Origin of the sequence: Chryseobacterium ginsengisoli (genome assembly GCF_039542325.1) — a bacterium.
Taxonomy (GTDB): domain Bacteria; phylum Bacteroidota; class Bacteroidia; order Flavobacteriales; family Weeksellaceae; genus Chryseobacterium; species Chryseobacterium ginsengisoli.
In genome coordinates this window covers 651,958-670,008 of record NZ_BAABHX010000003.1, presented here as the reverse complement: position 1 = coordinate 670,008, position 18,051 = coordinate 651,958, and the positions used below count along the sequence as shown (strand labels likewise).

The 18,051-nt window shown below is 33.8% G+C and carries 31 protein-coding genes; 1 reads left to right on the top strand and 30 read right to left on the bottom strand.

Going from position 1 to position 18,051, the window contains the following annotated elements; genetic code table 11:
- Nucleotides 1-115 precede the first annotated feature (115 nt).
- From ABD940_RS12380 to ABD940_RS12365, 4 genes are all read right to left on the bottom strand, one after another.
- Nucleotides 116-1,912, bottom strand: a complete 1,797-nt coding sequence (locus ABD940_RS12380; RefSeq protein ID WP_345204228.1) for a hypothetical protein — start codon at nt 1,910-1,912, stop codon at nt 116-118.
- A gap of 129 nt (nt 1,913-2,041) precedes the next feature.
- Nucleotides 2,042-2,827 carry a sensor histidine kinase gene (locus ABD940_RS12375; RefSeq protein ID WP_345204225.1) on the bottom strand — a complete coding sequence of 262 codons (786 nt, stop codon included), beginning with the start codon at nt 2,825-2,827 and terminating at the stop codon, nt 2,042-2,044.
- 574 nt (nt 2,828-3,401) lie between these two features.
- A complete protein-coding gene (locus tag ABD940_RS12370; protein ID WP_345204223.1) occupies nt 3,402-4,160 on the bottom strand; it encodes a hypothetical protein in 759 nt (252 codons plus the stop codon).
- Nucleotides 4,161-4,166: 6 nt separating this feature from the next.
- A complete protein-coding gene (locus ABD940_RS12365) occupies nt 4,167-4,799 on the bottom strand; it encodes a response regulator (protein WP_345204221.1) in 633 nt (210 codons plus the stop codon).
- 185 nt (nt 4,800-4,984) lie between these two features.
- On the opposite strand from ABD940_RS12365, the gene ABD940_RS12360 reads away from it, so the two are divergent.
- Entirely contained in the window at nt 4,985-5,419 is a 435-nt protein-coding gene (locus ABD940_RS12360; RefSeq protein ID WP_345204219.1) for a hypothetical protein, read from the top strand.
- 58 nt (nt 5,420-5,477) lie between these two features.
- Here ABD940_RS12360 and rplQ read toward each other — a convergent pair whose 3' ends face one another.
- The 26 genes from rplQ to rplW all read right to left on the bottom strand — a co-directional run bounded on the left by rplQ (nt 5,478) and on the right by rplW (nt 18,051).
- Entirely contained in the window at nt 5,478-6,005 is a 528-nt protein-coding gene (gene rplQ, locus ABD940_RS12355) for a 50S ribosomal protein L17 (RefSeq protein ID WP_345204216.1), read from the bottom strand.
- Nucleotides 6,006-6,011: 6 nt separating this feature from the next.
- Nucleotides 6,012-7,007: a DNA-directed RNA polymerase subunit alpha gene (locus tag ABD940_RS12350; protein WP_345204214.1), complete on the bottom strand. Its 996-nt coding sequence runs from the start codon at nt 7,005-7,007 to the stop codon at nt 6,012-6,014.
- Between the two features lie 33 nt (nt 7,008-7,040).
- Nucleotides 7,041-7,649: a 30S ribosomal protein S4 gene (gene rpsD, locus ABD940_RS12345; RefSeq protein ID WP_345204212.1), complete on the bottom strand. Its 609-nt coding sequence runs from the start codon at nt 7,647-7,649 to the stop codon at nt 7,041-7,043.
- Between the two features lie 19 nt (nt 7,650-7,668).
- Nucleotides 7,669-8,058, bottom strand: coding sequence for a 30S ribosomal protein S11 (rpsK, locus tag ABD940_RS12340; protein ID WP_034694697.1), 390 nt, complete (start codon nt 8,056-8,058; stop codon nt 7,669-7,671).
- 12 nt (nt 8,059-8,070) lie between these two features.
- Complete coding sequence (gene rpsM, locus ABD940_RS12335) at nt 8,071-8,448, bottom strand: 30S ribosomal protein S13 (RefSeq protein ID WP_007839478.1); 378 nt, start codon at nt 8,446-8,448, stop codon at nt 8,071-8,073.
- 9 nt (nt 8,449-8,457) lie between these two features.
- Nucleotides 8,458-8,574, bottom strand: a complete 117-nt coding sequence (rpmJ, locus tag ABD940_RS12330; protein ID WP_007839480.1) for a 50S ribosomal protein L36 — start codon at nt 8,572-8,574, stop codon at nt 8,458-8,460.
- 62 nt (nt 8,575-8,636) lie between these two features.
- Nucleotides 8,637-8,852 (bottom strand): translation initiation factor IF-1, encoded by a 216-nt coding sequence (gene infA / locus ABD940_RS12325; protein WP_034684855.1) that lies wholly within the window; start codon nt 8,850-8,852, stop codon nt 8,637-8,639.
- Between the two features lie 3 nt (nt 8,853-8,855).
- Nucleotides 8,856-10,235 carry a preprotein translocase subunit SecY gene (secY, locus tag ABD940_RS12320; protein WP_345204208.1) on the bottom strand — a complete coding sequence of 460 codons (1,380 nt, stop codon included), beginning with the start codon at nt 10,233-10,235 and terminating at the stop codon, nt 8,856-8,858.
- A 9-nt stretch (nt 10,236-10,244) separates the two neighbouring features.
- Nucleotides 10,245-10,694, bottom strand: a complete 450-nt coding sequence (gene rplO, locus ABD940_RS12315; RefSeq protein ID WP_345204206.1) for a 50S ribosomal protein L15 — start codon at nt 10,692-10,694, stop codon at nt 10,245-10,247.
- A 19-nt stretch (nt 10,695-10,713) separates the two neighbouring features.
- Nucleotides 10,714-10,890: a 50S ribosomal protein L30 gene (rpmD, locus tag ABD940_RS12310; protein WP_007839493.1), complete on the bottom strand. Its 177-nt coding sequence runs from the start codon at nt 10,888-10,890 to the stop codon at nt 10,714-10,716.
- Between the two features lie 11 nt (nt 10,891-10,901).
- On the bottom strand, nt 10,902-11,423 hold the full coding sequence (gene rpsE, locus ABD940_RS12305) for a 30S ribosomal protein S5 (RefSeq protein ID WP_034712988.1): 522 nt from the start codon (nt 11,421-11,423) through the stop codon (nt 10,902-10,904).
- Nucleotides 11,424-11,442: 19 nt separating this feature from the next.
- The gene (gene rplR / locus ABD940_RS12300) at nt 11,443-11,796 is read right to left on the bottom strand and encodes a 50S ribosomal protein L18 (protein WP_100377194.1); all 354 of its coding nucleotides are present in this window, start codon (nt 11,794-11,796) and stop codon (nt 11,443-11,445) included.
- A 15-nt stretch (nt 11,797-11,811) separates the two neighbouring features.
- Nucleotides 11,812-12,357, bottom strand: coding sequence for a 50S ribosomal protein L6 (gene rplF, locus ABD940_RS12295; RefSeq protein WP_345204198.1), 546 nt, complete (start codon nt 12,355-12,357; stop codon nt 11,812-11,814).
- A 17-nt stretch (nt 12,358-12,374) separates the two neighbouring features.
- Nucleotides 12,375-12,773 carry a 30S ribosomal protein S8 gene (gene rpsH, locus ABD940_RS12290; protein WP_039364085.1) on the bottom strand — a complete coding sequence of 133 codons (399 nt, stop codon included), beginning with the start codon at nt 12,771-12,773 and terminating at the stop codon, nt 12,375-12,377.
- A 147-nt stretch (nt 12,774-12,920) separates the two neighbouring features.
- Nucleotides 12,921-13,190: a 30S ribosomal protein S14 gene (gene rpsN, locus ABD940_RS12285; protein ID WP_027387207.1), complete on the bottom strand. Its 270-nt coding sequence runs from the start codon at nt 13,188-13,190 to the stop codon at nt 12,921-12,923.
- A gap of 3 nt (nt 13,191-13,193) precedes the next feature.
- Nucleotides 13,194-13,745, bottom strand: a complete 552-nt coding sequence (rplE, locus tag ABD940_RS12280) for a 50S ribosomal protein L5 (protein ID WP_345204190.1) — start codon at nt 13,743-13,745, stop codon at nt 13,194-13,196.
- Nucleotides 13,746-13,758: 13 nt separating this feature from the next.
- On the bottom strand, nt 13,759-14,085 hold the full coding sequence (rplX, locus tag ABD940_RS12275) for a 50S ribosomal protein L24 (RefSeq protein WP_047427597.1): 327 nt from the start codon (nt 14,083-14,085) through the stop codon (nt 13,759-13,761).
- A gap of 21 nt (nt 14,086-14,106) precedes the next feature.
- Complete coding sequence (gene rplN / locus ABD940_RS12270; protein ID WP_007839504.1) at nt 14,107-14,475, bottom strand: 50S ribosomal protein L14; 369 nt, start codon at nt 14,473-14,475, stop codon at nt 14,107-14,109.
- Nucleotides 14,476-14,477: 2 nt separating this feature from the next.
- Complete coding sequence (gene rpsQ / locus ABD940_RS12265; RefSeq protein WP_034678021.1) at nt 14,478-14,732, bottom strand: 30S ribosomal protein S17; 255 nt, start codon at nt 14,730-14,732, stop codon at nt 14,478-14,480.
- 12 nt (nt 14,733-14,744) lie between these two features.
- On the bottom strand, nt 14,745-14,930 hold the full coding sequence (rpmC, locus tag ABD940_RS12260) for a 50S ribosomal protein L29 (RefSeq protein WP_345204185.1): 186 nt from the start codon (nt 14,928-14,930) through the stop codon (nt 14,745-14,747).
- Nucleotides 14,931-14,942: 12 nt separating this feature from the next.
- Nucleotides 14,943-15,368, bottom strand: coding sequence for a 50S ribosomal protein L16 (gene rplP, locus ABD940_RS12255; RefSeq protein WP_047401278.1), 426 nt, complete (start codon nt 15,366-15,368; stop codon nt 14,943-14,945).
- Nucleotides 15,369-15,465: 97 nt separating this feature from the next.
- A complete protein-coding gene (rpsC, locus tag ABD940_RS12250; protein ID WP_345204183.1) occupies nt 15,466-16,227 on the bottom strand; it encodes a 30S ribosomal protein S3 in 762 nt (253 codons plus the stop codon).
- 7 nt (nt 16,228-16,234) lie between these two features.
- A complete protein-coding gene (rplV, locus tag ABD940_RS12245; RefSeq protein ID WP_056026831.1) occupies nt 16,235-16,633 on the bottom strand; it encodes a 50S ribosomal protein L22 in 399 nt (132 codons plus the stop codon).
- 2 nt (nt 16,634-16,635) lie between these two features.
- Entirely contained in the window at nt 16,636-16,914 is a 279-nt protein-coding gene (gene rpsS, locus ABD940_RS12240) for a 30S ribosomal protein S19 (RefSeq protein ID WP_034678015.1), read from the bottom strand.
- Nucleotides 16,915-16,916: 2 nt separating this feature from the next.
- Nucleotides 16,917-17,738: a 50S ribosomal protein L2 gene (gene rplB, locus ABD940_RS12235; protein WP_047401275.1), complete on the bottom strand. Its 822-nt coding sequence runs from the start codon at nt 17,736-17,738 to the stop codon at nt 16,917-16,919.
- 22 nt (nt 17,739-17,760) lie between these two features.
- A complete protein-coding gene (gene rplW, locus ABD940_RS12230; RefSeq protein ID WP_345204173.1) occupies nt 17,761-18,051 on the bottom strand; it encodes a 50S ribosomal protein L23 in 291 nt (96 codons plus the stop codon).

Here is an 18,051-nt window from a genome sequence, read left to right as displayed (position 1 = left end):
AATCAATTTTTAACTTTTTGAAGCACGTGAGAGCTAATTTATACGTTTATTCTGAGTTAAATTTTAGTTAATTTTGGGATCATAGGAATTTCTTATTTTAAACTTAATCACAATTTCAATCTAATCTCATTAACGATCTTTGTTTTGACGTAAGATTCCAACTTATTCCTACAAACCAACCTAATTTATAGCTTTCTGCAGTATATTCTTGAGGGGAATAAGTTAGAGGTTGATCTAAAATAAATCCATTTTGTAATTCTGTCACTTTTCTAAGAGCTGGCCCAACTGTAAAAATAATTTTATCCGTTCTTCCAACTAATAAGCTTATTCCAGGAAATAATGAATTTAATTGAAGTTTAGTCATATCCATGGAAACTCCTAAAGTAAAACCAAATGCAAAATTATTCGCAGATCTCCAACTTGAGTGTAGCATTCCTGCAATAGTCGGTATATATTGATTATTTGTTTTTTGAACAATCTTATATCCCATAACATCTTGAATTACTTCAAATTCCTGTTGTTTGTTTCCAATATCGAAAACAGTTCCAATACTAAAATCAAAACGGATTCCCCCTTTTATATATTCTTTATATTCAAATGGTGTTAATCTGTCGATTATATATTTTCCATCTTCTGCTTTCGATCTAGTAGTAATACTTATATTGAACTTTAAATAATCTTCATAACCTTGTATTGGTGGCGAAGTATAGGTATAAGTTTCAGCTTTTAACAGAATCCTATCTAAACTTTCGACGTAATTTAATTTTTTTCTTATATTGAGATCATTGACCGTTTTAGAAACATCCGTTACATCCTTTCTAATTGTTAAAATATCTTCATTTAACTTTGAGATAAGATTTTGACCATCCGAAAATTTTGATAACTGATCCTTTATTTTATCTAATTCAGTATCATTAAACTTCATTAAAAGATTAGTTTTAATACTGTCAAACTTATTAACTTCACTATTGCATTCATTTAACTTGCCAGTTTTTATAATCACCGGATTTTCTAACCCTACATAATTTTTAATTTTTTTATATTCTCCCAGGGTAAGTTCTGCTGAGTAAACTTTATCTATATAATTATTGTAATTGTCATTAATTTTATAAATAGCATTTGCAGATTGATAAAGATTTGTATACATATTTTTTATTTTGCTCAAGTAATCAGTTATTAAATCTTTTGCTGATTTATCCTGATCTGCAATTTTCAAGACTTCTTCGTTAAGCTGTCTATTTGTATTTACATATTCTGAGATTTTTTTCTCTATTTTTTCAATTTCATTTTTGTAGCTTGATTGATTGGTTTCTAATTCATTTCTTTTACTTATCATTTTTTGTAATTCCGTTTTAATTTTATTGTTTCCAGATTTCAAAGTGTCAATCTGTATTTTCAGTTCATCTAATGATTTTACTGATGACAATTGTTGATTTATGGTCTGGAGCTTATTTTCCAGATTAGTTTTTTCCGATTTATTTTTTTTTATTAAGGCTGAATTGTCTTCAATTTCTTTTTCAAGATCTAAAACTTGTTTTGAAAGTCTTGTATTAATTTTTTCATCGCTGATTTTCTGATTTTTCGGATTTAGAAGCTCTTGTTCAATTTTTGCAGGTGCATCTAGTTTTTTCGGATCGGCAGGTTCGGGAGATTTAGCTGATTTTGGAGGATCTTCTTCACCAAAAAGATTTTTATCTCTTATTGCGATATCTTTTGCATCAATGCTCACTTTATAAAACAGATTATTAATACTGTCAATTTTTACAATAACTGGCTGTCCTTGAACAGGCTTTATTGGAACCCCTGTAAATTCTCCTTTTGAAAAATCATATTTAATGGTTTGCGTTTCTGTCATTGTTCGACATGACATTAAAGACAATCCTACAATGAGAAGTAAAATTTTAGTTTTCATGGCTATTAATTTTTAAATTCCTACTTCAAAGTTCCTTTAAAAACAAACCTCTGTCAATTACACAAAAGGGTGATTTAAAAAAAACAGCACCATAAAATGATGCTGTCTGTATTCAATAAATAAAAATTCTTATAAATCTATCCTGAAAAACAGATGCGTCCCGTTTTCAGTAGTGACTTCGCAGTGTCCGTTTTGTTCCTGCATTCTGCGTTTCATATTTCGAAGTCCGTTTCCTTCTGATTTTTCGTGGTTAATTCCGATTCCGTTGTCGGAGATTTTCATCATGAATTCTTTGTCTTTTTGGATGAATGACAATTTGATTTGGTTGGATTGACTGTGCTTGTAAGCATTGTTAAGGGTCTCTTTTAAGCATAAAAATAAATTCCTTCTCTGTTCTGTAGTGATTACTGTTTCCAAAACAACGTTTTCGCTTTCTGTAAGCAGGAGAATTTTTGTTTTTTTCAAAAAATTTTGTGCATACATCTTTGAATAATCGATAAAGCTCCCCAAAGTATCATTTCCAGAGTTAAGACTCCAAAGCATTTCCCGCATGGAAAGATTCATTTCTTCGGAGGTTTTCAAGAGTTCATCAATATCATTTTTCAGATCATCATTTTCAGCTCGTTCTTTTAAAAATTCTGCCTGCAATTTTAATGCTGAAATTCCTGCACCGAGATCATCGTGCATATCGTGGGAAATTCTTTCCCGCTCTGTTTCTATGGATTTTTGTTTTTCGAGTTCTTTTTGGAGAAGCTCGTTTTGGTGCTCGGATTCTTTGAGTTGTTTTTCTTTGAGGTTAAGTAGCTGTTTTCGGTTGTACATCAATACAACAAATATTATAAACCCTATAAATGCTATCATGATGAACATAGCAATAATATAGGTAAATCTAATTTCAGAAGGTAAGGATTTCATTGCTTGCAAAATAGACCTTTAAAAAAAATGATATAACTAACTATTATAGAATATTGATGTATTTTACTAATTATTATAAGAAAGTTTTTATCTTCTTCATTAAAATAATACATTGGAACTAATCTAAAAATAGAAACTATTCCAATCAATAATAAAGATGTACTCATCCAAAACAGTTGCTTTTTTATAATAGGTATGTGGTTCGTTTTTCTTAATTGACTAAAGAACCACAATATAGCAATGAGAATATAGGTAAAACTCATTACTAACCCTAGCTGAATCTGATAATTTTTTTGAGAAAAATACAACACCAAACTTGTTATCAAAGATAAAAAACCTACAAAAATATGAAATGATTTGTTTTTAAGATTTTGGCTATATATATATAAAAGATAGGGTATGTAAATAAAAAATGAAAGTATATATATTTTATAAGGAATGAAATTTAAAAAAAGTCCCATTTCTAAAACCAAAATCACAAGAAAATACATCCAAAAAAATCTTTGTCTTGCAACCTTATTGTAAATTGAGGCTACAAAACAAAGAAATATAATACTAAAATATATACAATATACTATTTGCATCCGTCTGGTGGGCAAATTTGAAATGTATCATAAAAAACAGTTCCTACTGTTGTACCTCTATAAGCAAAAAACATTACAAAGGTTATTTTATGTTTATAATAATTTTTACCTTCAGTATCTATTGCTGGAAATAAATAAACCGTTTCTAATTCATTTAAATCAATTCCGGAGAAATGAGTTGCATATTCAATCGTAATAGTTCTTGTATTTTCACTTGGTGTTCCTAACTTATTGGTTAAATCATCATTTAAAAGCAACTTCAAGCCCTTTTTCTTATCTTCAAACTTTTCCTTTAATTTTCTAAAGTCACTAATAGTAATTGATGACGTTACTCCTTTTTCGATATATAATTGGAAAATATAATTATCTCCATTATCCTCATTATCCTCATTATCCATATTATGAAGTACTATTCCTAATTCGTCATTTAAATCTACAAAAGTAATCTTAAGATTTTTATCTGGATTAATAATTCTTTTTATGACATCTCCATTTATCTCAAAATATTTGTCATAACTTTTAAATCTACCAAACCATTTATTATACTCTCCTACCCTATCAAGAGCTTGAACTGAAGTAATTTCTCCGCTTAGTAAACTTATTGGTAATTTTTTATTAGATATAATATCCACATATGTATTTATTATATCTAATTCTCGACTTGCTAATTGTTTCTCAGCAAATCCATTTCTTATAGAATCTAAAATGGATTGTACATGATCATCATGAAGATTGTTTTCTGTTGGCATAATTTCTTAGTTTTTAAAATGGTTAAACTTATTAATAGCCTCCACTTTGTTGTTAACGTGGAGTTTTCTGTAAATGTTTCCGACATGTTTTTTCACCGTATCAATACTGATGAATTTTTTATCTGCGATTTCTTTGTATAATAAGCCTTGAGATAAAAGTTCCAGCACTTCTTTTTCACGTTCGGTGAGTTCATCGAAGCCTTTTATTTCAGGAAGTTTTCTTTCAAAATGACTTAAAACTTTCCTGGCAATTGAGAAACTCATCGGTGCACCACCATTGTAGACATCACGGATAGATGAGAGAATTTTATCCATGCTTTCGCCTTTCACAAGATATCCCATTGCTCCGGCTTTTAAAGAGTTGAAGACTTTCTCATCGTCTTCAAAACTTGTACACATAATAAATTGAGTTTTTGGCAATCCCTTCCTAAGCTTCTCAATAATTTCAATTCCGAGCATATCCTGCAACTGAATATCCATCATTACAACATCCGGAGAAATATCAGAGAGATTTTGTAGAGCATCCTTCCCATCGAAAAACTGAGCAACAACTTTCATATCATCCTGATAATTGATGACTTTCTTCAACGCATTGTTGTAGTTTTTTTCGTCTTCTACTATGGCTATGGAAATGCTCATGTTTGTAATTTTGTTTAAGACAAATTTCGACAGAAAATAAAACCGAATCAATTACACTTTTGTGTAATTTTGAACATTGAGTTTCTGGGTATTTGGTTTAGTTTTTGTTTCTATTAAATTTAAACAATTTTTTCTTACAATCAAAAAATAATTAACAATCAATACATTAAATAAAATTAAACATCATGAAAAAAGTAGTTTTATTCGCAGTTTCCACGTTTTTTTTATCATTGTTAAGCTGTTCAAAAAATGAAGGAGGAAATAAAGATGTCATAAGTATGGAAACATCGGAGACTTCTGTGGTAAATAATAATGGAAAAGCAGATACATTAAGCACAGGATCTTCAATTACAGAAGTAAATGGACAGAAAACAGAAAAAGTAAGCAATATTTATAAAGCAAGTGATGGCACTTTAGTAAAAGTAGTTTTTGAAACAACTCCAAAAGAAAGTACTCTTGCCATTACCAACAATCACAAAACTTTCACTTTGAAAAAAACAGAAACTAATGGTGATGAAACTGTTTATAAAAAAGACGATATGACTGCAAAAGTAAAAGGTGACAGCTTGCATATTGTACAAGGCAATAATATTATCGAATTGAAAAAGACTAAAATCTAAAGCATAAAAAAAACCGCTCAGAAATCTGAACGGTTTTTTTTATATATCTGAATGAATATTATTCTTCAGTTTTTTCCTCTGTAGAATCAGCAGCTTCAGCCGTAGGCTCAGCAGCTTTTTCTTCTACTACAGGAGCTTCAGCAACTACAGCTTCTTTTTTAGTAGCTGTTGTAGATCTTCTGCTTCTTCTTGTAGTTTTCTTCTCTTCAGCATTAGGATTGTAAAGCTCATTGAAATCTACCAACTCGATAAGAGCAGTATCAGCAGCATCACCTGGTCTGAAACCTGTTTTGATGATTCTTGTATAACCACCGTTTCTCTCAGCGATTTTTGGAGCTACAGTTCTGAACAATTCAGCAACTGCTTCTTTATTTTGAAGATATGAAAAAACAATTCTTCTATTGTGTGTAGTATCTTCTTTTGCTTTTGTTAATAGAGGCTCAACATATACTCTCAAAGCCTTAGCTTTAGCTACAGTAGTGTTGATTCTTTTATGCTCAATTAGAGAACAAGCCATATTAGAAAGCAAAGCACTTCTGTGAGAAGCTGTTCTTCCTAAGTGATTGAATTTTTTACCGTGTCTCATTATTATTTAATTATCAGCGTCTAATTTATATTTTGCAACGTCAAAACCGAAGTTAAGACCTTTTGAATGCACTAATTCTTCTAGTTCTGTCAAAGATTTTTTACCAAAATTTCTGAATTTCATCAAATCAGACTTACTGTAAGAAACCAATTCTCCAAGAGTTTCTACTTCAGCTGCTTTCAGACAGTTTAGGGCTCTTACGGAAAGATCCATATCTGCTAATTTAGACTTAAGTAATTGTCTTGTGTGAAGAGTTTCTTCATCGTATTGGATAGATGCTTTTACAGCTTCAGTTTCAAGAGTGATTCTCTCATCAGAGAACAACATGAAGTGATAAATTAATATCTTAGAAGCTTCTGTTAAAGCATTCTGAGGACTGATAGATCCGTCAGTTTCTATATCTAATACAAGTTTTTCGTAGTCTGTTTTTTGCTCTACACGGTAATTTTCAATACTATACTGTACTTTTTTAATCGGCGTAAAGATAGAGTCAATAGCAATAGTACCTACAGGTGCATTGTTTGACTTGTTCTGTTCAGAAGGAACATACCCTCTTCCTTTTTCTATATTAAACGTAATTTCAAAAGTAACATCAGAGTTTAGGTTACAAATCACTAGATCTGGGTTTAGAATCTCAAATCCGTTGATAGATTTACCTAAGTCTCCAGCAGTAATAATCGTTTGTCCCGAAACTTTAGCAACAACCTGCTCATTAGACTGGTTTTCTGCCGTAGCTTTTAATCTTACCTGCTTAAGGTTAAGAATAATTTCGGTAACATCTTCGATTACTCCTGGAATAGTTGAAAATTCGTGCTCTACACCTTCTATTTTGATAGATGAAATAGCGTATCCTTCCAGAGAAGAAAGCAACACTCTTCTCAAAGCATTACCGATTGTAAGCCCGAAACCTGGTTCTAGAGGTCTGAATTCGAACGAACCTCTAAATTCATCAGAGTTAAGTAAAATTACTTTATCGGGTTTTATGAATTGTAAAATTGCCATATTATTGGGTTGAGCAAAAATTTGATTAAAAAATTATTTAGAGTAAAGTTCCACGATAAGGTTCTCCTTGATGTCTTCCGGAATTTGGATTCTTTCAGGAGCAGAAATGAAGGTACCTTCTTTCTTCTCATCGTTGAATTGTAACCACTCATAATTTGCTTTAGAAGCTAATGCGTTTGTAACAACTTCAAGAGACTTAGACTTTTCTCTTACAGCGATTACATCACCAGCTTTTACCAAATACGAAGGAATGTTAAGAATCTCACCATTCACAGTAATGTGTCTGTGAGAAGTTAACTGTCTAGCAGCAGATCTAGTTTTAGCAAAACCTAATCTGTATACTACGTTATCCAATCTTGATTCACAAAGTTGCAATAGAACTTCCCCTGTTACACCTTTACTTCTGTGTGCTTTATCAAATAGGTTAGCAAACTGTCTTTCTAAAATACCGTAAGTATATTTAGCTTTTTGTTTTTCAGCTAACTGAACTGCATATTCTGATTTTTTAGCACCTCTTCTTTTGTTAGGACCGTGTTGTCCTGGCGGTTGGTTTTTTCTTTTCTCGAAGTTTTTATCATCTCCGTAGATTGCAGCACCAAACTTTCTAGCAATCTTAGTTTTAGGTCCAATATATCTTGCCATAATGGGTAAATTCTAAAAATTAAACTCTTCTTCTTTTTGGTGGTCTACATCCGTTGTGTGGCATAGGAGTCACGTCAACGATTTCACTTACTTCAATTCCTGAATTGTGGATAGATCTGATAGCAGATTCTCTACCTGCACCAGGACCTTTTACGAACACCTTCACTCTTCTTAAACCAGCTTCGTGAGCTACAGCAGAGCAATTTTCAGCTGCCATTTGAGCAGCAAATGGAGTATTCTTTTTAGAACCTCTGAATCCCATTTTACCGGCAGAAGCCCAAGAGATAACCTCTCCGTTTTTATTTGTTAAAGAAATGATGATGTTATTGAAAGAAGCCTGAATATGCGCTTCTCCAATAGCTTCAACTTTTACTTTTCTCTTCTTAACTACTTTAGTTTGTTTTGCCATAATTCCTAACGATTATTTACTAGCTTTTTTCTTGTTAGCAACAGTTTTTCTCTTTCCTTTTCGGGTTCTAGAGTTGTTTTTCGTTCTCTGGCCTCTTAAAGGTAATCCAAGTCTGTGACGTATTCCTCGTTGGCATCCTATGTCCATTAATCTCTTAATGTTCAATTGCACTTCAGATCTAAGTTCTCCTTCTACTTTTACGTTTTCTGAGATATAAGTTCTGATTGCAGCCAATTCATCGTCATTCCATTCGTTGACTTTCTTGTCTTCGCTGATACCGGCAGCCTTAAGGATTTCAGAAGAAGTACTTCTTCCTACTCCATAAATATAAGTTAAACCGATAACTCCTCTTTTGTTTTTTGGTAAATCAATACCTGAAATTCTCGCCATAATTTAATTTTAGCCTTGTCTTTGTTTAAATTTTGGGTTTTTCTTGTTGATTACAAATAGTACACCTTTTCTGCGTACGATTTTGCAATCAGCACTTCTTTTTTTAATTGATGCTCTTACTTTCATTTTGATAGTATTTATTTTTTAACAATAGCCAAATGGAACATACATTCCATTTGGCATTTGTTTTAATATCTAAATGTAATTCTCCCTTTTGTTAAATCATAAGGAGACATTTCTAATTTTACCTTATCACCAGGTAAAAGTTTAATATAATGCATTCGCATTTTACCAGAAATATGAGCGATAAGAATATGCCCATTTTCTAGTTCTACACGGAACTGAGCGTTCGAAAGTGCTTCCGTTATAACGCCGTCTTGTTCAATATGTTTTTGTTTCGCCATAAATTAATATCCAGTCGTTCTTGATAATTTAGACTGCATTAAGCCATCATAATGATGGTTCAGCAGATATGTATTAATCTGTTGAACTGTATCTAAAATTACTCCAACCATAATCAATAGTGATGTTCCCCCGAAAAATAGGGCGAACGCATCTGTCTGAACAAAGGTTCCATGCACAATTGCCGGAAGGATTGCAAAGATAGATAAAAATATTGCACCTGGCAAGGTAATTTTTGATAAAATATCATCTAAATAATCAGCTGTCTCTTTTCCTGGTCTTACTTTCGGTACTAAACCACCATTTCTCTTCAAATCATCAGCCATTTGGTTTACCGGAATTGTAATTGCAGTATAGAAAAACGAGAAGATAATAATTAATAGCGCAAACAATACGTTGTATTGCCAGCTAAAAACATTCTTGAAACCTGCAAGAAAAGTGTTAGACTCATCTACTTTTGTTAATAATCCCGGAACGAACATCAATGCCTGAGCAAAGATAATTGGCATTACACCGGCAGCATTAACTTTCAATGGGATCCACTGTCTTGCTCCTTGCATAAGATTTCTGTTTACACCTCCTCTTGCCTGAGCTCTGCTTACATACTGAATAGGGATTTTTCTAACAGCAACGGATAATACCACCGCTAAAAGAACAACCAACATCCAGAAAATTACTTCAATAAGGATCATGATAGATCCCATTCCTCCTTTTCCGTTCTGCACTGCCATCTCCTGAACGAATGCTTCAGGCAATCTTGAAAGAATCCCCACCATAATAAGGATAGAGATACCATTTCCGATACCTTTGTCGGTGATTTTCTCACCCAACCACATTGCGAATACTGAACCACCTACCAAAATAACAATACTTGGTAACCAGAACATGATAGAATTTGGCTCTACATAATATGCAGATGAGAACTGAGCATAAGGTAAAAACAATTGAGTAATAGAAGTTAAATAAGAAGGTGCCTGTACAAGACAAACTCCGATAGTTAACCATCTAGTAATCTGATTCAATGTATTTCTACCTGACTCTCCATCTTTCTGAAGTTTCTGAAGATAAGGAATAGCCATTCCCATCAACTGAACAATAATAGAAGCAGAAATATAAGGCATGATACCTAACGCCATTACGGAAGCGTGGCTGAAAGCCCCCCCCGTAAACGACGAAAGCAAGCCAAGGAGACCTGCTCCTTGCTTGTTACCGCCTTGATTTTTATAATGCTCTAAGAGATCTCCTACTTCTGCAAGGTTAATCGCAGGTAAAGAGATATAAGATGCGAATCTATACACAAGGATTATACCTAAAGTAAAGAGAATTTTATCTCTAAGTTCTTTAAGACTCCAAATATTTTTGAGGGTTTGTATAAATTCTTTCATTAGTAATTATTATAAGGTAATTGCTTTTCCACCTGCTTTAGCAATAAGCTCTTCAGCAGATTTAGTGAATTTGTCAGCTGAGATAGAAACCGCAGATTTCAATTCTCCTCTACCCATAATTTTCACTAATTCGTTTTTAGTAATTAGACCGTTCTCAATCATAACTTCTCTTGTAATATCTCCAGTGATAGATTTATTTTCAATTAAAATTTGGATTGTATCAAGGTTAACTCCTCTAAACTCTTTTCTGTTTACGTTTTTGAATCCGAATTTCGGTAATCTTCTTTGTAAAGGCATCTGACCTCCTTCAAAACCGATTTTCTGAGAATAACCAGCTCTTGCTTTCTGACCTTTGTGACCTTTCGTAGAAGTACCTCCTTTTCCAGTACCTTGACCTCTACCAATTCTTTTTGAATTGAAAGTAGATCCTGCAGCTGGTTTTATGTTGTTTAAATTCATTTTAAAATTATTTTAAAAATTATTTTTGAACTTCAAGTAAATGACTAACTGCAGCTATCATTCCTAAGATAGAAGGAGTAGCTTCGTGTTCTACAACTTGGTGAAGTTTCTTAAATCCTAATGCTTCAAGCGTTCTCTTTTGGGTTTTTGTTCTTCCAATAGCGCTTCTTACTTGCTTTACTTTGATTGTTGCCATTGTTTTATATATTAACCGTTAAACACTTTACTTAGTGAAACTCCTCTCATTCTAGCAATTTCTTCAGGTCTTCTGATATCCAATAACGCTTTGAAAGTAGCTTTCACCACGTTGTGTGGGTTTGAAGATCCTTTAGATTTTGAAAGGATATCGTGAATACCAGCAGATTCTAGTACCGCTCTTACCGCACCTCCGGCGATAAGACCTGTACCGTGAGAAGCAGGTCTTAAAAAGATATCTGCACCACCGTATCTAGCAGTAGTCTGGTGAGGAATAGTGTGGTTCATTACAGGAACTTTCACAAGGTTTTTCTTAGCGTCTTCAACTGCCTTAGCAATTGCAGAAGCAACCTCTTTAGATTTTCCTAGTCCGTAACCGATAACACCTTCTTCGTTACCTACCACAACGATAGCAGAAAATCCGAAAGCTCTACCTCCTTTAGTTACTTTTGTTACTCTATTAACAGCTACGAGACGATCTTTTAATTCTAATCCTCCCGGTTTTACTCTTTCTATATTATCTAGTCCTAACATATTTCCGAAATTTTTATGATTAGAATTTAAGTCCTCCTTCTCTCGCACCATCAGCTAGAGCCTTAACTCTTCCGTGATATACGAATCCGTTTCTATCAAACACTATATTTTCGATTCCTGCAGCAATAGCTTTAGCAGCGATAGCCTTACCTACAGCAGCAGAAACTTCAGTTTTAGTCCCATTAGCATCAACTCCTTTCTCTCTAGAAGAAGCAGAAGCTAAAGTTTTTCCACTGTTATCGTCGATTAACTGAGCGTAAATTTCCTTATTACTTTTATATACAGATAATCTTGGCAATTCAGAAGATCCAGAGATTTTCCCTCTTACTCTTCTTTTTATTCTTATTCTTTTTTCTAATTTACTTAATGCCATAATACTTATAATTTATTAAGCAGATTTACCAGCTTTACGTCTAACAATTTCTCCTACGAATTTCACACCTTTTCCTTTGTACGGTTCAGGCTTTCTGAAAGAACGGATCTTTGCAGCTACCATTCCTAGAAGTTGGTTGTCGTGAGACGTTAAAGTAATAATTGGGTTTTTACCTTTTTCAGTCAATGTATCAACTTTAACTTCGTTTGGAAGTTCTAGTACAATACCGTGAGAGAATCCTAAAGCCAACTCAAGTTTTTGACCTGCGTGTGATGCTCTGTATCCTACCCCTACTAGTTCTAGTTTCTTTTCGAAACCTGTATTAACACCAACAATCATATTGTTGATCAACGCTCTGTATAAACCGTGAAGCGCTTTGTGTTGTTTAGTATCAGATGGTCTGTTAACGTTAAGTTCACCATCTTTCTGTTCAATAGTAATTCCTGCTGTAAGCTCCTGAGAAAGTTCTCCTTTAGGACCTTTTACAGTTACAACACCGTTATTTTCAGTGATTGTAATTCCTGCTGGAACTGTTATAATTGCTTTACCAATTCTTGACATTTTCCTGTGATTAAAAATTAATAAACATAGCAGATTACTTCACCGCCTACTTTCTCTTCTCTAGCTTTCTTGTCAGTCATTACTCCTTTAGAAGTAGAGATGATAGAAATACCCAAACCGTTTAGTACTCTTGGAAGCTCAGCTGAACCTTTGTACTGTCTCAAACCTGGTCTAGAAGCTCTTTGGATAGATTTAATAGCTGGTTTGTTAGTTTGCTTGTCGTACTTCAAAGCGATTTTGATTGTACCCTGAACAGCGCTATCTTCAAACTTGTAGTTTAAAATATACCCTTGATCAAATAAAATCTTAGTAATCTCTTTTTTGATTTTCGATGCAGGAATTTCCACCACTTTGTGGCCTGCGCTTTGTGCGTTCCTTACTCTTGTTAGGAAATCTGAAATTGGATCTGTTACCATTTCTTTGTTTTAAATTATTGGTTAAAGAACAATCAGTTTTGCAAAGACTTGAAGAATAAAATATCAGACTTCAGAAAACTTCGGTCTGATATTTTTATCTTTAGTATCTGAACAACTTAATTGTCCCGATTTTTTAATTAGTAATTATTACCAACTAGCTTTTTTAACTCCCGGGATAAGACCGTTGTTTGCCATTTCTCTGAAAGTTACTCTGGAAATACCGAACGTTCTCATATATCCTCTTGGTCTACCTGTTAGTTTACATCTGTTGTGTAATCTTACAGGAGAAGCGTTTTTAGGAAGTTTTTGCAAACCTTCGTAATCACCTGCTTCTTTAAGAGCTTTTCTTTTGTCAGCGTATTTAGCAACTAGTGCTTCTCTTTTGCGCTCACGCGCTTTCATTGATTCTTTAGCCATTTCTTAGTTCTTTTTGAATGGTAAACCGAAGTGAGTTAATAATGCTTTAGCTTCTTTATCTGTTTTCGCAGTTGTAACAAAAGTGATGTCCATCCCTTGGATTTTTTTCACTTTGTCGATTGCGATCTCAGGGAAGATAATCTGCTCAGTAATACCTAAGTTATAATTACCTCTACCGTCGAAACCTTCAGCCTTAATACCAGAGAAATCTCTAATACGTGGTAAAGCAGAAGCAGTAAGTCTGTCTAAGAATTCATACATTTTGTCTGCTCTTAGAGTAACTTTAGCACCTACAGGCATTCCTTTTCTCAATTTGAAAGCAGCTTCGTCTTTCTTAGAGATAGTACCTACAGCCTTCTGACCAGTGATGTTCGTTAATTCTTCAACAGCATAATCGATGATCTTTTTATCAGCAGTAGCGTCTCCTAAACCTTGAGATAAAATAATTTTCTCAAGTCTTGGTACCTGCATTACTGATTTGTATCCGAATTCTTCCATCATTGCTGGAACAATCGTTTCTTTATATGCTTTTTTGGGTCTTGCTATATATTCCATGTGTTATTTAAAATTATAAAGTTTCACCCGTTTTTTTGTTGATTCTTACTTTCTTATCTCCTTCGATTTTGTAACCGATTTTGATAGCTTTTCCGTCTTTACCAACTAAAGCCACGTTTGAGATATGAATAGAAGCTTCCTTTTCAGTAATTCCTCCTTGAGGATTTGAAGCTGAAGGCTTAACGTGTTTTTTAACGATGTTAAGTCCTGCAACAATAACTCTAGGGTCTCTTCCTTCTTTTTTGATCACTTCAATAACTTCACCAGTTTTACCTTTGATATCTTTCTTACCAGTAGTAATGATTACGTTATCTCCTCTTTTTATTTTTAACTTTGACATTTTTTTTTAAAATTTTAAATATTAAAGTACTTCAGGAGCTAATGAAATGATTTTCATATATTCTTTGTCTCTCAACTCACGAGCAACTGGTCCGAAAACACGTGTCCCTCTCATTTCTCCCGCTGCGTTTAGTAATACACAAGCATTGTCTTCGAATTTGATGTATGAACCATCTTTTCTTCTAACTGCTTTTTTAGTTCTTACCACTACAGCTTTAGATACCTGACCTTTCTTTGCGTTTCCTGATGGTGTAGAATCTTTGATCGTAACAACGATTTTATCACCAACTGAAGCATATCTTCTTCTGGTTCCTCCCAGAACTCTAATAACTAGTACTTCTTTTGCACCTGTGTTATCAGCAACTTTTAATCTTGATTCTGTTTGTAACATTATTACTTAGCTTTTTCAATGATTCTTACTAATCTCCATCTCTTGCTCTTGCTTAAAGGTCTAGTTTCAGAAATTAGAACTGTATCTCCTTCGTTGCATTCGTTGTTCTCGTCGTGTGCAGTATATTTTTTCGTTTTCAAAACGAATTTACCGTACATCGGGTGCTTTACTCTTGTAGTTTCACTAACAACAATAGTTTTTTCCATTTTATTGCTGGAAACCACTCCGATTCTTTCTTTTCTTAAATTTCTATCCATTTTAAAATGAAATTATTGTTTGTTAGTTAACTCAGTATTTAGTCTTGCGATTGTTTTTCTCAAATCTCTGATTTGGATCGGGTTTTCAAGCGGGCTGATTTTGTGAGCCAATTTCATTTTTGAAAATTGAACTTTTGCATCAGCTAATTGAGCCTGAACTTCCTCTGCGCTTAAATTTTTAATATCAGCTTTTTTCATTGTATTCAAAGATTAAAGAGGTTTAACAAAGTCGTTAGCAACTATAAATTTAGTAACGATTGGTAATTTTTGTGCAGCAAGTCTAAGAGCTTCCTTAGCGATATCGTAAGGTACACCTCCAACTTCGAACATAATTTTACCAGGTTTTACTACAGCTACCCAATATTCCACAGCACCTTTACCTTTACCCATACGTACTTCCGCTGGTTTTTTAGTAATTGGTTTATCCGGGAAGATTTTGATCCATAGTTGACCTTCTCTCTTCATATATCTTGTCGCAGCAATACGAGCAGCTTCAATTTGTCTTGCAGTGATCCAAGCACCTTCTGTCGCCTTGATTCCGAAAGTTCCATAAGCAAGTTGACTACCTCTTTGGGCACTCCCCTTCATCTTCATCTTATGAACTCTACGGAACTTGGTTCTTTTTGGTTGTAACATAATTTCTAAATTTTAGATTTTAGATTTTAGATTTTAGATTTTTTTTATTTTAAAAAAGTAACGGTAATTTAAAATTCAAAATTTCTATCTAAAATTTTTAATTATTATTGTTATTATTGTTGTTATTGTTCTTTCTAGGTCTTCTGTTGTCTCTGTCTCCTCCTCTGTTGTCTCTTCTATCTCCTGACGGACCTCCTTTTTTCTGTTGTCCCACTAGAGGAGAAAGTTCTCTTTTACCGTAAACTTCACCTTTCATGATCCAAACTTTTACACCTAGCTTACCGTACTGAGTAAGTGCTTCACCAATGTGATAATCGATATCCGCTCTGAAAGTAGACAAAGGAATTCTTCCGTCTTTGAAAGATTCTGATCTTGCCATTTCAGCACCGTTCAATCTACCAGAGATCTGAACTTTGATACCTTCTGCACCCATTCTCATTGTACCAGCGATAGCCATCTTAACAGCTCTTCTGTAAGAGATTCTGTTTTCGATCTGCTTAGCGATACTGTCAGCAACTAATACTGCATCAAGCTCAGGTCTTTTGATTTCGAAAATATTGATTTGAATATCCTTTTTAGTAAGTTTCTTCAATTCTTCTTTCAATTTATCAACTTCCTGACCTCCTTTCCCGATGATAAGTCCCGGTCTAGCAGTAGTAATTGTAACTGTAACTAATTTTAATGTTCTTTCAATATAAATTCTTGAAATACCACCTTTAGATAATCTAGCCTCAAGGTATCTTCTGATTTTGTAGTCTTCAGCGATTCTGTCTCCATAATCGTTTCCACCAAACCAGTTAGAATCCCATCCTCTGATGATACCTAATCTATTACCAATTGGATTTGTCTTCTGTCCCATACCTTGATTAATTTTCTTTTGTACCTAAGATTAATGTAATGTGGTTTGATCTTTTTCTGATTCTGTACCCTCTACCTTGTGGAGCTGGTCTTAGTCTCTTCAATTGTCTTGCACTGTCTACAAAAATTTCTTTAACGATAAGGTTTGCTTCTTCAATATCAGCACCTTCGTTTTTAGACTGCCAGTTTGCCATTGCAGAAAGTAATACTTTCTCCAATTTGTTTGATGCGTCTTTTTTAGAATATTTTAGAATGTATAAAGCTTTGTCTACTTCTACTCCTCTGATGATATCAGCTACTAATCTCATTTTTCTTGGAGAAGACGGGCAATCATTGTGTAACGCTTTCGCTACATCCTGATTTGTTAATTTACGTGCTAATGCACTTTCTCTTTTTCTTGATCCCATGATTATCTGCTTCCTTTGTTTTTGTTACCACCATGACCTCTGAAAGATCTTGTTGGAGAAAATTCGCCTAACTTGTGACCTACCATGTTTTCTGTAACGTAAACAGGAATAAAAGATTTTCCGTTGTGTACAGCAATAGTTTGTCCTACGAAGTCCGGAGAGATCATCGATGCTCTAGACCAAGTTTTGATAACAGTTTTCTTATTAGCTTCTATGTTTGCCTGAACCTTCTTATCTAAAGTATGATGAATGAATGGTCCTTTTTTAAGTGATCTTGCCATAATTATTTTCTTTTAGATACGATGTAACGGTTAGACACTTTGTTTTTCTTTCTAGTTTTGTATCCTTTAGCAGGCATACCGTTTCTAGATCTTGGGTGACCTCCAGAAGAACGTCCTTCACCACCTCCCATTGGGTGATCTACAGGGTTCATTACTACCGGTCTAGTTCTAGGTCTTCTACCTAACCATCTGCTTCTACCAGCTTTACCTGATACAGTTAATTGGTGATCTGAGTTAGAAACTGAACCGATCATTGCCATACACTCAGTAAGGATCATTCTAGATTCTCCTGAAGGCAATTTGATGATTGCGTATTTTCCGTCTCTTGAAGTAAGTTGAGCTGAAGAACCAGCACTTCTTGCTAAAATTGCACCTTGTCCAGGCTTCATTTCAACACAAGAGATAACAGTACCCAATGGAATATTTTTCAATTTCATTGCGTTACCTACATTAGGTTCTACGCTTTCACCTGAAACTACTTTTTGATCTACTTTAATACCGTTTGGAGCGATGATATATCTCTTCTCTCCATCTGCGTACTCTAATAAAGCGATAAATGCAGTTCTGTTTGGATCGTATTCTACAGATTTTACAGTTGCTTCAACGTTTGCTTTGTTTCTTTTGAAGTCAATAATTCTGTATTTCTTTTTGTGTCCACCTCCGGTGTAACGCATGGTCATTTTACCAGTTTGGTTACGTCCACCTGACTTACTAATACCAACTGTAAGAGATTTCTCTGGTTTGTTGGTAGTAATTTCTTCAAAATTGTTTACAACTCTGAATCTCTGTCCTGGGGTGATAGGTTTTAATTTTCTAACAGACATTACTATTATTTATAATTAATAATTAATTTACAGCAAAAATATCGATAACCTCACCTTCAGCAAGTTTGATCACCGCTTTTTTCAATTTATTTGTCTTTCCTACTTGAAGACCTTTTTTAGTGTATTTCGAAGAAACCTTCGGAGCATAAATCATTGTGTTAACGTCTGCTACTTTTACACCGTAAGCCGCTTCCACAGCTTTTTTAATCTGGATTTTATTCGCCTTAGTATTAACCAAGAAAGAATAAGAACCTCTTAAATCCGTAAGGTAATTAGCCTTTTCTGAGATAACTGGTTTAATGATAATAGACAT